This window comes from Bdellovibrio sp. HCB-162 (assembly GCF_047344985.1).
Classification (GTDB): domain Bacteria; phylum Bdellovibrionota; class Bdellovibrionia; order Bdellovibrionales; family Bdellovibrionaceae; genus Bdellovibrio.
This window is the reverse complement of the sequence record NZ_CP178861.1, coordinates 2,654,262-2,667,155: the sequence shown is the minus strand read 5'-3', so window position 1 is coordinate 2,667,155 and position 12,894 is coordinate 2,654,262. Positions and strand designations below refer to the sequence as shown.

Sequence of the window (12,894 nt, the reverse complement as noted above, 5' to 3'; positions counted from 1 at the left end):
AAAGCCCCTCTGCTGACAATGTTAAACAGAGGGGCTGTGATTTGAAATACTATGTCAGGAACTTAATGCGGTCCTAGACCTTGGCCTTACCTTACGGGCACTGACAGTCTTTAAAACGGCAAGAAAGCGTTTTGCCGTGATTGTTGTACTGAAACTCAAAGACCTTGCTGTCGTGTTTTTCAAGAGCAACAGAAGAGCCGTCTTTAAGCACCAACTGAGACTTCACTTCGTGCTTCGTGATCTTTCCTTGTGCCAGTAAGGAAGCCACCGTCTCATTTCCTTTTAGTGGAAGACGTTCCGGGTAACCTTCTTCATCCAATTTAAAGAAACGAATTTCTTTTTTATCGGCACTGTTCGTGTTGTCGGAAGTGATCACGTGCACACGGCGTTTGGAGCCGTCTGCCATGGTAAGATGATAGTTCTCTAAAGAGATTTCTTCTTCTTTAACGCCGACACTTTTTTGCAAGTACTCAATCAGAGCCTCAGGAGTCGCAATGGCTTGTGCCGCAACTTCCGGAGCACACAGCTGCAAAGATTCTAAAAAGTTATCTTTGCTAGAAGACGTCGTATCCGCTTCTGTGTTGGTGGCTTCTCCCAAAAAAGAATTATCAGGAGTTTTTGTATTCTGATTTTCTGTGGGAGAAGAAGCGATCACAGCACCTGTCTCGGGAGTTGCGGTGGCTCCATTTTTCGCGTGAAAAAGTATATGGAAGAAAAAGTAATCAGTGAAAAGACCCAACCCAAAAAGGATCAGGCCCCACATAATCCATGTTTTTAATTTAATCGGTTTCATAGTTCCTTTTCGACGGACGTCGGCAGAGCCGAAGCGCCCGTGGCGCGCAGGCTGAAGCAGCTATTATTCCTGTGTTAAATCCGGGCTCCAAGGATCCCATGATTGGCAGCTTCTTGCACGCTGCGAAGGTCCACGCACTTCACCCCAACGATAAGCACCGTCATCGTGTGGATTGTTAGAGATGAGGCCCGCAAAAATTCTGCGCTTGAACTCAGCCAAATCCATCGCTTTGCCTGGAAGATACGCTGTCACACAAACGGATGCGCCTGTTTGTACAGAAGGTCCCATTTGTGAAGTCTCTGTCGCAGCGGACTGGTTGATCGCAGGGAAGATTTTATTCAATTGAGCAACGACCGTTGTATCCAACTGATTGCCGCCGTTGATGTGCAAGATCTCGCGGTAAGCGCGGCGCAAAGCCATGAAGTCGTCAAAGATACGGCGATCTCTGTTGGGAGTCGAATAAGTGTCGTAAGTCGCATAGTCCATGCAACGAGAGTTTGATTTCAAGTAAGCCAAACCTTCATTCACAGAAGTCACGCGGCCCGTGAATCCTTCGCAAGTTGTTTTAAGCAAGCGAGTGATCATTTGATTGTCGGTCTCTTGACGAAGAGCCAAACGGTTTTGCACGTAACGAACCCATTTATTCAAAGGAATGCGATATTGTTCATCGCTGTATCCCGGAACTTCCCACACGGGGCGGTTCAAAGAAGATTCAGGTCTCCAGTAACGGAAACCCGCGTTTCCGGAAACAGAAAACTCACCTTCAAAAACCCAGTCAGGATTCGGCCATGATTGACGTTCTTGCAAACCGTAACCAGAAGCAGAACCCACTACAGAGTTGTAAACCAAGTGAGGCACACCAATCGGAAGGATCTCTTTCACAGTCCAAGAGTGGTGATTCTTCTTGGTTGTCATGATCAAAGCACCCGAACGAATAGTGTCGCGGCTGATCGCCACAGGATACGTATCGTTTGGAAGTGAACGCGTGCTCACAGTTTCATACATGAACCACAAGAATTGACGAAGACGATTGATCTCGCTTTGTGAATCCCAACGGCTCATCTTATTAGACAAAGTTTTTCCGGAAGCTGTTGGATCTTGGATCACAAACGGCAAACGGTTTTCAAACGCAAAGATGATGCGCATAGAATAAACTGTGTCAGCACAGTCAACGCGCATTCCGTAATAAGGATTGCTTTGTCCATTTGGAAGAGATTTGCGAGAGAAGAAATCCACGCGCCATTCAGTGCGCACCCACTCATTGAAACGAGCTTCATAAGCTGGAGACCATTGATTCACATCGGTCCAAACAGCAGCTTGAGCAGAAACGCCCAAGAGAAGTGATACTAGCAAAATCAAGTTACGAAACATGTCACTCTCCTTAGAAGTGTTACATGGTCGCAGGGGTATATTGCTAGGAAGTAAGGATCAATGAATTAATTATATTGCATTGCGTGGCCTGTCGAATTTTCCAATGCGCGGCGTTAATATCCCGCCTCACTATGCAAACAAAACTGAAATTCGCTCTATGTGCGTTCATTTTCGTACTCTCTTCTTGTCAGTCAAAAGAGGAGCCGCTCACTCGCGAGAAATCTTTGTCGACAGGTTTTTCGATGATGGATCAGGGGAACTATGATGAAGCCATTGCGTATTTCACAAAGCTTTCTGCAATGGATCCGCACTATCACGTGAAGATGGCTCTTGCCTCCGCTTATGCAGGAAGAGCGGGTGTGAAGATCGAGCAGATCTATTCCTTTGTGGTCGTAAAAAACATCGCGCCACAAAATTTGAGATTAACAGGTTTATCCATTGATCAACAAACATCACAATTAATGAACACCTTGGCTCGCTACTCAGAGCAGTGGAGTCGAGTTCCAGATGTGAGCGCGAGCGGACGACGCGATTTGCAGAGTGCTTTGAAAGTTTTAGAAGCAGTGCCAGAGCCAGGTGCTCGCCTTTACAGTGCAACTTTGCGAGTGGTGTTACTGAAGTCCTCTGTTCTTGAAGGCACTAAGAATTGGAAGATTCAAAACAAGTCGCAAGTTTGCACAGATGATCTTCGTCCGTTTTTCGATTGGGGCTTACGGATTGTTGACGGTTTATTATTTCTTTTAGAAGACCTGCGTGGCGCGTTTCCCGAACGAGAAAAAGATTATCAAGATATTTCAAATCGTCTTTCGCAAATTAAGAAAGATGCAGCAGCTCTGCCGTGGCCCCGGGAGAATCTGTGTTTTTAAAATCAGTCATTTCTATTGTAGGTTTGTTGATTTTGGCAGAGCCGTCTTTAGCTGATACTTTGCCAGCGGCCTTGCGAGATGGAAGCACGCGCTTTTTATCTCGCTCCTTAGGAAGTGCCTGTTACACCCTCGACAGTGTACAAAGAGGACTTCCTTGCAATCCGGCTTCGATTGCAAAGGAACGCAAACCGCGTTTTGATACGGATCTATTTTTAGGAACTCAAGCAGAGTATTTAAAAGAGGCTGAAGATCTTTTAAATGGAAATGACAACGAACAAGCCGTCACAAAATTTTTTGCTCGTCGTGAATCTATTGATGCTGAGATTTCTTTAGAAGCTTCTTTTCAAGCTTCGACGTGGGGAGTGTCCATTGAGCCTTATCGTCTGGTGGCTGTGAGTCGTTTTGAAAATCCATCTCTTCCCATGGTGGATTTGATCGTCGCAGAAGAGCAAAGTATCAAGGGACAGATTGCAAGCTACGTTCAAGATAATTTCTATGCGGGTCTTCAAGCCCGTTACACTCATGTTCGTTTTATCGGTCAATACTTCGCAGTGAGTGAAGCCTTTGCGGGAGATAATAAAGATCTTTTTGATTCTGAAACTCAAGATTTAATTTATCTTGAGCCCGGCATTCTTTACGCTTGGGAAAATCTCGCGTGGCAGCCGCAAGTTTCCGCCGTCCTTGCGCATTGGGGAGTGAGCAGCCGCAAGACAGAACAATATCCTATTCAACCTGAAGGTCTTTTAGGAGCTTCCGTGAAGCCCTTAGTGCCATTGGGACTTTTGGAAGTGGGATTGCAAGTAGAAGTAAATTCTCAAACGAAAAATTTCCGCGACGCCTATCGTGGCGCTTTAACGTACAAGCTCGGAATTTTGCAAGCGGTCTTGAGTGTTTCTGAATACGATCATGCCGCTGGATTTTTAGTTTCTTACAAAAGTTTTTCAACGGGGCTTTCTTATTGGGATGAAAAAGAAGCTCGTGGTGTGTTCATCCAGTTTGGGGTCACTCTATGAGAATGATTTTTTTCGCGGCTTTTATTTTATTCTTATCGTGCGCCTCCTGGGCCTTTGAAAGAGAAGTGACTTACGACGGAGCCGCACAATGGAATGAATTTCGTCACTTCGTTTTAGAACAACAAAAAGAAGATGAACGGGCAGGGCTGGGATACATGATCTCCGGTGCTGTTGCAGCCATCGGCGGCACCATGGCCTATCATCAGTCAGAAGAAGTCTTTAGCCGCACCATCTTTGCCATCACTTCCAACGTGGGGCTTGCGGCTATCGGTCTTGGTGCTACTTACTATTGGACGGGGAATGAAGTGGATTCGTTTTTTTATGCGATTGATGGATCATCCTTATCACTCGCTGAAAAAAACGAAGTCTTACAAAGATATCTTTCTAAAGAACGGCAGGAAAGAGAAAATCGTCGCTGGATTCGCGTCGTCACGCACGCTTTGATTGCTGTTGCCAATATTTACAGTGCGTCTCAAGAACAAAGCTCTGAAGTCCGTTCCGTGTTTTATTTCTTAGGCGGCGCGAATGCGCTGCTAGCCGTGAGTTATAGCTTTTAGTTGCTGGCAGGTTTGCAGCAGTAAGACGACTTGACTGGCGCTGTTGATAAGTCCTCTGACGAAACTCCGTAGGCTCCTCCCGAAGAGCTGCAATTAAGGGCCAAAGCCACGTTCCCCGCAGAAAGAGAAGTCGTCCACGCCGTAGCGTTCAGAGCCAATTTATTTCCATCACGACAAGCATGTACAAGTTGAGTTGTCGTACACAAGTCTGCTCCGGCATCACTACATAAAATTAAGCTCGCACCAAATGTTCTAAGAGTCGCATCCATCTGCTTGATACAAATTGGAGCTCCTTTGTTGACCCGTGTCCAGCCGGCTTCACAGCCACCTGCACGTTTGAGAATCCATTTGCCGCTTGTAGAATTGTACACTAGTGAATCTCCGTCTTGAAGTCCTGCTGATGTATCAACAGGAACTCCCTGGATTCTCGCAACGGTCGGTGATGGATAGTTGCCACCCAAGTCACCAGTTGCGGCTCCTGCAGGAGTTCGCGCATCTGAAAGACGCGCATCATTTCCGGCAGCCACGGTGCCAGCAGCGGTGCCGACATTCAACGTGATCGTAGGAGTCGTAGTTCCATTTGCAATGGTGATATAGGAATTCGCGCTCGAGACATTCGTGACTGTGCCTGTCGTGTCGGTGCTACATTCCCACCGAGTCCCAGAAGCAAGCCATCTTAATATCTGACCATCAGCACACGCAATGCCATTGGGTTTGTAGGTCATGTATTTAGAAGTGGCACTTCCGATATCGCCGTAGTCCAACGTGATGGCTCCTGTTTTAGATGCCACCGAAGTTATAGGAAAAGAGATATTTACGTTAGTTGCGGCTGTGAGACGACCTTGAGCATCGACTGTAAAGCTTCCGACTTGATTTGCGGAACCATACGTACCGGTAGTCACACTGGTATTGGCAAGTGAGATTGTTCCTGTGCCTGTAACGGGGCCACCTGTCAAACCAGTGCCTGTGGCTACGTTGGTAACCGTGCCACCAGCACCCGCATTATCTGCGGCAGGTGCCCAAGATGTTCCATCAAATTTTAAAACCTGTCCTGTACTTGGTGTGGTTGCAGAAACCGCGACATTTCTGATTTTAGCAACAACGTTGGCAGCCAGCGTTCCAGTGACATCTCCAGCTAACGCTTGATTGATATCCAAGCATTGCCAAGCATCCGTCACTGAATTGTAGGTCATTGTTTGGTTGACAGTACAAGAAGGAATCTGCGCTTTATTTACTTTATCTGACAACTGAGTCGAAAGGTTTGCGATATCTGCGATTGTAGGAGCTGCAGCCACCCAGTTTGTTCCATCATGTCGTAAATATTTTCCCGCCGTTCCCGCAGGTAAAGACATCCCCGCATTGTCAGTCACACAAGAAAAACCTGTTCCATCGGATTTTAAAACAGTTCCCACAGCACAAGTCGGCAGATTTGTTTTTGCAAAAGCTTTTACTGTCGGATCCGTTTCAGTTTTTAAATAAGTCGTCGACGTACCTTCAAGCAACGCTTGAAGATTTGTGACGTCAGCAGACGTCAACTCAGGAACCGTTGTTTTTGAGCGCAATAAATTAGCGGAAGAATAAGTGTCGATTGTTTTTGTACTTCCGGAAACTCGCGCAATGGTTGAAAGGGGAACTGATTTTAGAGGTTGTTGCGCAAAAGCTTGCCACGCAGATCCATCGTAAAAAGAAATTTTAATACTGCGCTCATCATTGGCAAGGGGAGTGTAGGTGGTGCCATCAGAACAATTAAGAACGGAGTCGTTACTGAAAAGGCTTTCGATCGTTGTTCCACCGGCTGTTGGAAAAATGCGTGAGCCACTTCCTAAAACAACGTGGAAGGCGCCTTTCGTGTTAGACATATCGACGCCGACAATCTGTTCTCGATAAAGCGCGCAGGTTCCGGCTGGATTTGTGACTTCAAGTAGAAAGCTCACCGCACTGCCGGAATAGGGAGTGCCATCTGGTTTTAAAATTTTTCCGGAAATATTATAGCCATCAGCTCGCGCAGTGAGCGCGAACGCAAGATGAACTAAAAATAAAAGAAAAGTCCCACCGAGAGATTTCATTCCAAATAACTATTCGGAATTACGCGGATAAATCATTAGTTATTTAACTGAATTTTACTCGGCCTGTGTATCCAGGACGAGCTTATAACCGTTCGCTGAAACAGAGGTCGAGGTTTTGTTCTCTTTTGAAACAACGGCCTTAAGCTGATAACCCGTGGTCGAAGTTGAGACACCGATGCTGGCAAGCTCTGTTTCAACGGGGGGACTTTGAACCTTGCTTTGCTCGGGCCCCGGAATTTTTCGCAAAATGCTGACCTGGGGTGTGACATCAGAACACCCAGCCAAAAGAAGCGACAAAAATGCGGCTTTTAAAATGTGAGATCTCATTAATCAACTTATCGGTATCCTGGAACTGGACTTTAGGACGTTCAGTTTTTACAGAAATAAACAGATAAGAAGTTGATGTTTTTTATAAAGGAGAAGACGTGAAGCAGTCTAAGGCATCCTTCTGGGTTTACGCATTTTGCTTTTTTACTTTTGCAGCGTTTGGGTGGTACGGATTTTCCGTGGACTCAAAAGAAGTTGCAGGAACATCGGAGCTTGCATCTAAAGGAGCTTTTGAAAATGCGGAACAGTGTGGACCTGCCCGTAACTACTTTTTAAAAGATCTTAAAAAGATGTCTGCTGTTTACGCTGGAAACCGTTCGCAAGCACAAGTGAGCCGCGGTAACCCTCCCAAGGAATGCGTTTCCTTTATTATGCAAAACTTCATTCCTTTAAATTCAAAATCCACAGCGATGTCGCAGTGTCGTAATGAGGAAGGACAAGCTTTATTGTCTCCAACAAAAGGGGCCGATGCGGCGGGATTTCAGCCTCCGTGTGTGACTGAGTCTTACGTGAACAGTGTTTACAATTCATTGGTGGACGTCGGTGATTGTTTAAATATTCCGGTGAAAGAACTTTTGCCGAAGCTTTATAACGAAAGCGGTTTGCATGTGAATACACTGGGCGGCGGCTTTGATGCCGGGGTGGGGCAGTTGACGGTGAGTGCTCTGCGCGAAGTGTTTATGCGCTATGATGGTATTTCAACAAATCCCTCGGCTCTTGATTGGTATGTGAAAGAGATTGCAAAATCGAATAAAGAATCTTGCAAAAGAATCATTGCAGAAAAAAGCGCTTATCAAATCGACGTTCCTAAAGGACAAAAACTTTGTTTCTCGGGCGAAGCCTCAGATGCGGATTGTTATACTCCGTGGTCTTCCAGCAATCGCTGTATCGTGATGACAATGCCAGCAAATCCATTAAAGAACGTTTTATTCACAGGTATTTTCTATCGCAGCATGCTTAAAAATGCGACGGGCATTAGTTTCTCTGCGGGTAATGACACTATTAATGGCAGAGCTTTTAGAGATGGTGAAGACTACAACGGTTATATCGGCGCAGGAAATTTCGTCGAACGTCTTCGTAAGCTCGGTGCAACTCATGCATCGAGCGCAGTGATCAAGCAGATGATCGTTTCTCTAGGATTTAATGCCGGTATTCGCAGTGGTAAAATTTATTTAGAGAACTTCATTAAACAACGAGAAGCAAAACAGAAGTATCTTAAAGATGCAGACGTCGATTTCCAAAACGTCAGCACAGGCAAGTGGGCGATTGTCACAAATCTTCCAACATACTGGCGTGGTCTGGGTTCTGACGACGCAGCGGAGTTTGATAAAGCGATGACGTCTTTGGAAGTTCTTCGCGAATTAGGTCTTGATGCAAATAAAGCGCAAAAAACATATAAAGAACTGCGTCCTTACGTGCAAAAAGAAGTGAAAGCTATTAACGACAATCAAAAACTTTCTGCTGAAGATAAGCAGAAGAAAATCAACGAGCTTAAAGTGAAATACGATAAGTATCGTCATCCTCTTTTGCAGGCGGTGTTTGCAAAGTCTGACGAGTTGACGTTGCCAGAGTATATGAGAATCGCCCACGCGTATTCGATCATCACTGACACGAGTGCCGGTGGCGCACCAGGGTACTTGAGTTTCGTGGCAGCTAAGCACAAACAATTGGAAAAAGAAATGGGAGCAAGAGTATGTACAGCAGATCAATACTTACAGTTCTAGGAGCGGTTTCCGCAGTTCTAGTGACATCCGCTTTCTCTTTTCATGTGAGAGCGCCTTTCTCGCCAGGTGGTGACTCTGCAGCACAAGTGATGGCTGTCAGCAATGTGGTGCAAACCGTGGACATGAACCTCAATGGCCTTAATAGAAAAGTTCATTCACGTATGCCGGCGAGTGAAAAAGTAGAAATTTTAAAAGAAACTCTGTCGACGATTGCAGAAGTGCGCAAACAAAGCGCCTTGCAAACAGTGGACAAAGAAGTTTATTTGGATTATGCGACAGAATCTTTAGAGCACGTGGCACAAGATCCTCATTTCTCTGTCGAGAAATGCCCCGAATACAAAGCGCGTGTGATGAATGACTTTGAGCCTTACGCGGAAAAAATGCCTTCGCATCCGGCTCTGAAGCGTTCCTATCAAATTATTGAAGGTATTTGTTCTTAATTTTCTATTTGGAGAGTTGGGATTTAGTTCTCAACTCTCTTGCCATCAAAGAATCCGGACTGCATTCATTCTCTGCGTATTTCATCGGCATCGAATAACTTTGTCCATCAATTGTTAAATCTAAAGCAAGCTTATAAGAGTTGTAGGTTCCCGCGAAACTCGTTTCTGTTACTAAAGACGAATAGAAAGACCAGCCTTTCACTTTGAATCCGTTTTGATCCTGTTCTTCCGTTGTGCCAAAGCAGGATTCAATCATAGTCCCTTGAATTCGACATTTAGAACGAGGCCACTCAAAGCGCTGAATTGTCGGAAGTGCTGTCAAAGTCTGAGCTTTGGCATTGAGCTTTGCGATATCACTAGGAGTCGCAAGACCGTCAAAGACGGGCATATAACGAGGACCATTGTGATGGAAAACCTCGACAATCACAGTGTCACCCACTTCACGAATGGCAAAGCTAGTTGTCGGAAACTCCGTGATACACGTCATGTCCATTTTCTCGGCGGCAGCCGCGGAAGCTGAAGCGGCGGCAGCCGGCAGTGCTGTAGCGTCGGCAGACGCGGAAGCTGAAGCAGTGTTTGTCATTGTCAATACAAGTGAAAAAAACGAAATAAAGGCAAGAATTAAGCTTTTCATTGTGGTTCCTCAAACATACTTGATTAAAAAAGTATCAGTATTTGGCTTAAGGACACAGTCGAGATTGAAAAAATCGTCAGAACATAAGATAAAAGGACGGGAGGTGAGCATGAAACCCGTTATTTTGTTATTCTCGATATGGTTCTTGGTCTTGGATGCTCACGCGGCTATCGAAGTTCCCGTTCGCAGTTCACGCAGCTTGCGTCAACAAGTGGATAGCTACGCAGAGCTATTAGAAAAAGAAGTGGTCAAGGCGAAGAACACCAAAGAAAAATACAGCGCGATGAACCGTGTTTTGGAGCAGATCAAATCTCTCCGTGAAAACAGCGCCCCTCAAGGAGCCTTGGACGAATCGCACATGGATCTTATAGTGTCTGTTCTAGAATCCTTGCCATCGCAGGGAAAATTCAAAAAGAAAGAATGTCTAAAATACGAGAATGACCTTCTTAGCCAATATGAACCTACGGCCGAAGAAGCTCCGCAAGAACCTGCAGTGAAACCGGCTTGGACAGTCTTGCAGTCGTTATGTCGTTAGTTTGTTTCTGAAAACAAAGGGCCCAGGATTAGTCGGAAATTTTAATTGTCTTAATAAAGTCGACGTGACCAACTTTAGCCTCAGCGTAATGGGTGTGGACTCCGACAGTCTCTGAATCAAGTTGATATAATGCGAGCGAATCATATTCATAAGAATATATATAATTATGTCCTTGGGCAGTCATTAAAGATACTTGGTCGTTAATAAGTAACCAACTTCCGTCATTGCCGAGCTTCAGTATCTTATTGTCGGAAGTTAAAACAAAAATTTTATTACTTGTAGTCACAAGAAGACTCTTTGGTGTGTAGGTGGAATCCATGATAGTCGTCCACGTTAAACCTCCGTCCTCACTTTTTTGAATCTGTGTTTGTTGCTTCAAATAGATATTTCCATTTGAGTCAAAAGCGATTTCTTCATAAGGGTTAGAAGTGGTGTTGGGTTCTCGACGGACTTCATTCCAAGTAACTCCGCCATCGACGGATTTATAGAGAATTCTTTCCGAGACAGGATTGGATTCCCGTCCCGAGAGCCATAAGACATTGTTCTTGTCGACTTTAAGATCATCAAGACCAAAATATGTATTACTGGTGTTTTGTGGGAATGTGCTTACTGTACTCCACATTGCGCCACTCGGTGAACCTTTTCGTATTTCCACAAAGCCGTTGGAAGAATATCCATAAAATGCACCGTAATATAAATTGTTGTTTTGATCGACAACCAGGCGTCCTTGCGTAGACCATTGAAATGGCTCCGATGGATAGGTTGGATGAGTGTATTGTTCCACGTAAGCCCAACTTTGTCCTCCGTCTGAACTTTTACGAACGAGCGCGGAGGGTCCAGACCTGCCCAGAACATAGATGTTTCCAAGCTTGTCGTAGGCAGCATCGACCGTTGAAAATACACGTGTAGGGTCTACGAAGAGATCCGATGAACTCCATGTCTTTCCTTTGTCAGAGCTGATTCCGGTAAACCAAGGATTATTACTATTGGATTTTGATAAAGAACCCAGCCATCCCACGCTAAGATAGCGGCCCGACGGGAGGACAAGGAGCTTAGTGATTTCATTATAAAATTTTTCGGTATAAGCAATGAAGTCTCTTTCTGACCATGTGGCACCACTGTCAGTCGAATAAAAGTTGAGAGCATAGTAATAGAAGCTGGCTATTGCATGAACGCCATTGCTTGTTCCTGGAAATAGGAGGCAGCCGTTAACGTGGCTTCCTGACTTCAGTGTTGACGTGGACCATGTATTCCCGCCATCTGTGCTGCGGACTATTTTTATTTCTGGATTAGGAGCAGGCCAACCGGGAGGATAGTAGGTGCCTATGGAAACTATTGTGCCGTCGCTTAAAACTTCAACTTCGCCGACCTTAGTTGATGTGGAACCGTAGTTGTAGATTTCTGCCCAGGTCACGCCACCATCGGTAGTCCGTTTGATGTTCCAACTGTAGCTTCCAAAATTTGAAGAAAGATAGGCCGTTGTATTGTTGATGATTTGCAGCTCGCCGTAACCTTGATAATTGGAAGTCGCCACGTTGCCTAATTCCACGTTCATGTCTGTAAATGACCATGATGTTGCAAAAGTCCCTTTATATAAAACGGCTTTACTAGAAGCGTTTTGAGCAATGAACCAAATAGTGTTATCAGGAGCCACTCGCACATGCAGGATTTGGGCATTATAGGTGTTTACATCTTGAGTGTAGATGATGGACCAAGTTTGCCCCTGATCCTTACTTTCTTTGAGAACCCAACGATGGGTGTCGCCGGGGCCTCGGGAATCGTACCCAGCGGCGTAAACATATCCCGTAGAAGGTGACGTCGCAGTGGATTGGCATAAACTTTCGATATCTAACTCTGTATCTACATCGGCAGACGTCCATGTGAGCCCACTGTCGGTTGATCGCCTGACATACCAATGAATAGCATCGTAATTATCAGAATCCCATTGGTATCCGCATGAATAAGCGGAGTTCAAGTGACTGGACATAGACAAGATGTGGGCCTCGCCCTCGTTGTAGGGCTGATAGTGATCGGCTACATTCCAAGTAATTCCGTTATCAGAGCTTCGTTGAACGACGGTCCACTCCCAACCTCCCGCGGAATCGACAATGATGGTCCCAATCAATAGCGTTCCATCCGAAAGTTTTGTACCTGAAGTTGGATAATTTTGATCTCCATAAGTTTGCGGAGTTTCCATCACAAAAGATTCATCAAGGCCTAATATGTTTACCGTGACTTTCTTTGTTTCTCCATCGGCAGAGGTCAAAATAAGTTCGGTGGTTTTGCTACTTAGGTTTTTGGGAATGACTAAAGAGTTGCTGGCTGAATCATAGTATCCATCAGGACTTGAGACGACGTAATTGGTATATTCGTCGGTTGCAAAAAGAGTCTGCAATGAAATGGACTCTCCTGAATACACGGAAGACTTTGCTAAGGGAAGAGGCGGCGTTGTCAATGAAGGAATTGAAAGAGAACTTTGCAAGTGGGCATCGAGTTGGCAATTCACCAAAAACGGTACGAGCAATGTGAAGAGAAGACGTTCTAAAAAAGTTTTCACAATTACAGTAT

Annotated in this window: 12 protein-coding genes; 6 read left to right on the top strand and 6 right to left on the bottom strand. The window is 45.2% G+C overall.

The annotated features are described in order from the left end of the window. Positions 1-91: 91 nt before the first annotated feature. Together ACLSSO_RS12900 and ACLSSO_RS12895 are read right to left on the bottom strand one after the other, a co-directional pair. The gene (locus ACLSSO_RS12900) at positions 92-793 is read right to left on the bottom strand and encodes a hypothetical protein (protein WP_413943052.1); all 702 of its coding nucleotides are present in this window, start codon (positions 791-793) and stop codon (positions 92-94) included. A 63-nt stretch (positions 794-856) separates the two neighbouring features. Beyond that, a complete protein-coding gene (locus ACLSSO_RS12895; protein ID WP_413943051.1) occupies positions 857-2,164 on the bottom strand; it encodes a hypothetical protein in 1,308 nt (435 codons plus the stop codon). 224 nt (positions 2,165-2,388) lie between these two features. Here ACLSSO_RS12895 and ACLSSO_RS12890 point away from each other — a divergent pair, with 224 nt between their 5' ends. Genes ACLSSO_RS12890 through ACLSSO_RS12880 form a run of 3 tightly spaced genes read left to right on the top strand, consistent with a single transcriptional unit; the run spans position 2,389 to position 4,600 of the window. Continuing rightward, on the top strand, positions 2,389-3,030 hold the full coding sequence (locus ACLSSO_RS12890; RefSeq protein ID WP_295905356.1) for a tetratricopeptide repeat protein: 642 nt from the start codon (positions 2,389-2,391) through the stop codon (positions 3,028-3,030). Then, positions 3,021-4,043, top strand: coding sequence for a hypothetical protein (locus ACLSSO_RS12885; protein WP_413943050.1), 1,023 nt, complete (start codon positions 3,021-3,023; stop codon positions 4,041-4,043). The genes ACLSSO_RS12890 and ACLSSO_RS12885 overlap by 10 nt, the downstream gene beginning before the upstream one ends. Continuing rightward, positions 4,040-4,600 carry a hypothetical protein gene (locus ACLSSO_RS12880; RefSeq protein ID WP_413943049.1) on the top strand — a complete coding sequence of 187 codons (561 nt, stop codon included), beginning with the start codon at positions 4,040-4,042 and terminating at the stop codon, positions 4,598-4,600. Before ACLSSO_RS12885 ends, ACLSSO_RS12880 begins: the two co-directional genes overlap by 4 nt. On the opposite strand, the gene ACLSSO_RS12875 is transcribed toward ACLSSO_RS12880, so the two are convergent. Next, positions 4,597-6,666 (bottom strand): hypothetical protein, encoded by a 2,070-nt coding sequence (locus ACLSSO_RS12875; RefSeq protein ID WP_413943048.1) that lies wholly within the window; start codon positions 6,664-6,666, stop codon positions 4,597-4,599. The genes ACLSSO_RS12880 and ACLSSO_RS12875 overlap by 4 nt on opposite strands. 54 nt (positions 6,667-6,720) lie before the next feature. Then, positions 6,721-6,993 carry a hypothetical protein gene (locus tag ACLSSO_RS12870; RefSeq protein ID WP_413943047.1) on the bottom strand — a complete coding sequence of 91 codons (273 nt, stop codon included), beginning with the start codon at positions 6,991-6,993 and terminating at the stop codon, positions 6,721-6,723. Between the two features lie 98 nt (positions 6,994-7,091). Here ACLSSO_RS12870 and ACLSSO_RS12865 point away from each other — a divergent pair, with 98 nt between their 5' ends. Together ACLSSO_RS12865 and ACLSSO_RS12860 are read left to right on the top strand one after the other, a co-directional pair. Next, complete coding sequence (locus tag ACLSSO_RS12865) at positions 7,092-8,717, top strand: hypothetical protein (protein WP_295900807.1); 1,626 nt, start codon at positions 7,092-7,094, stop codon at positions 8,715-8,717. Beyond that, positions 8,687-9,157, top strand: coding sequence for a hypothetical protein (locus ACLSSO_RS12860; protein WP_295900810.1), 471 nt, complete (start codon positions 8,687-8,689; stop codon positions 9,155-9,157). Before ACLSSO_RS12865 ends, ACLSSO_RS12860 begins: the two co-directional genes overlap by 31 nt. A gap of 4 nt (positions 9,158-9,161) precedes the next feature. On the opposite strand, the gene ACLSSO_RS12855 is transcribed toward ACLSSO_RS12860, so the two are convergent. Beyond that, positions 9,162-9,791, bottom strand: coding sequence for a hypothetical protein (locus tag ACLSSO_RS12855; protein WP_413943046.1), 630 nt, complete (start codon positions 9,789-9,791; stop codon positions 9,162-9,164). 109 nt (positions 9,792-9,900) lie between these two features. Here ACLSSO_RS12855 and ACLSSO_RS12850 point away from each other — a divergent pair, with 109 nt between their 5' ends. Continuing rightward, on the top strand, positions 9,901-10,326 hold the full coding sequence (locus ACLSSO_RS12850) for a hypothetical protein (RefSeq protein WP_295900814.1): 426 nt from the start codon (positions 9,901-9,903) through the stop codon (positions 10,324-10,326). A 28-nt stretch (positions 10,327-10,354) separates the two neighbouring features. On the opposite strand, the gene ACLSSO_RS12845 is transcribed toward ACLSSO_RS12850, so the two are convergent. Continuing rightward, entirely contained in the window at positions 10,355-12,883 is a 2,529-nt protein-coding gene (locus tag ACLSSO_RS12845; protein WP_413943045.1) for an exo-alpha-sialidase, read from the bottom strand. Positions 12,884-12,894: the final 11 nt, after the last annotated feature.

Excerpts from the sequence above, each read along its gene's own strand:
- ACLSSO_RS12850 (WP_295900814.1), top strand. The coding sequence starts at position 9,901 with ATGAAACCCGTTATTTTGTTATTCTCGATATGGTTCTTGGTCTTGGAT.
- ACLSSO_RS12870 (WP_413943047.1), bottom strand. The coding sequence starts at position 6,993 with ATGAGATCTCACATTTTAAAAGCCGCATTTTTGTCGCTTCTTTTGGCT.
- ACLSSO_RS12860 (WP_295900810.1), top strand. The coding sequence starts at position 8,687 with ATGTACAGCAGATCAATACTTACAGTTCTAGGAGCGGTTTCCGCAGTT.
- ACLSSO_RS12855 (WP_413943046.1), bottom strand. The coding sequence starts at position 9,791 with ATGAAAAGCTTAATTCTTGCCTTTATTTCGTTTTTTTCACTTGTATTG.
- ACLSSO_RS12895 (WP_413943051.1), bottom strand. The coding sequence starts at position 2,164 with ATGTTTCGTAACTTGATTTTGCTAGTATCACTTCTCTTGGGCGTTTCT.
- ACLSSO_RS12900 (WP_413943052.1), bottom strand. The coding sequence starts at position 793 with ATGAAACCGATTAAATTAAAAACATGGATTATGTGGGGCCTGATCCTT.
- ACLSSO_RS12880 (WP_413943049.1), top strand. The coding sequence starts at position 4,040 with ATGAGAATGATTTTTTTCGCGGCTTTTATTTTATTCTTATCGTGCGCC.
- ACLSSO_RS12875 (WP_413943048.1), bottom strand. The coding sequence starts at position 6,666 with ATGAAATCTCTCGGTGGGACTTTTCTTTTATTTTTAGTTCATCTTGCG.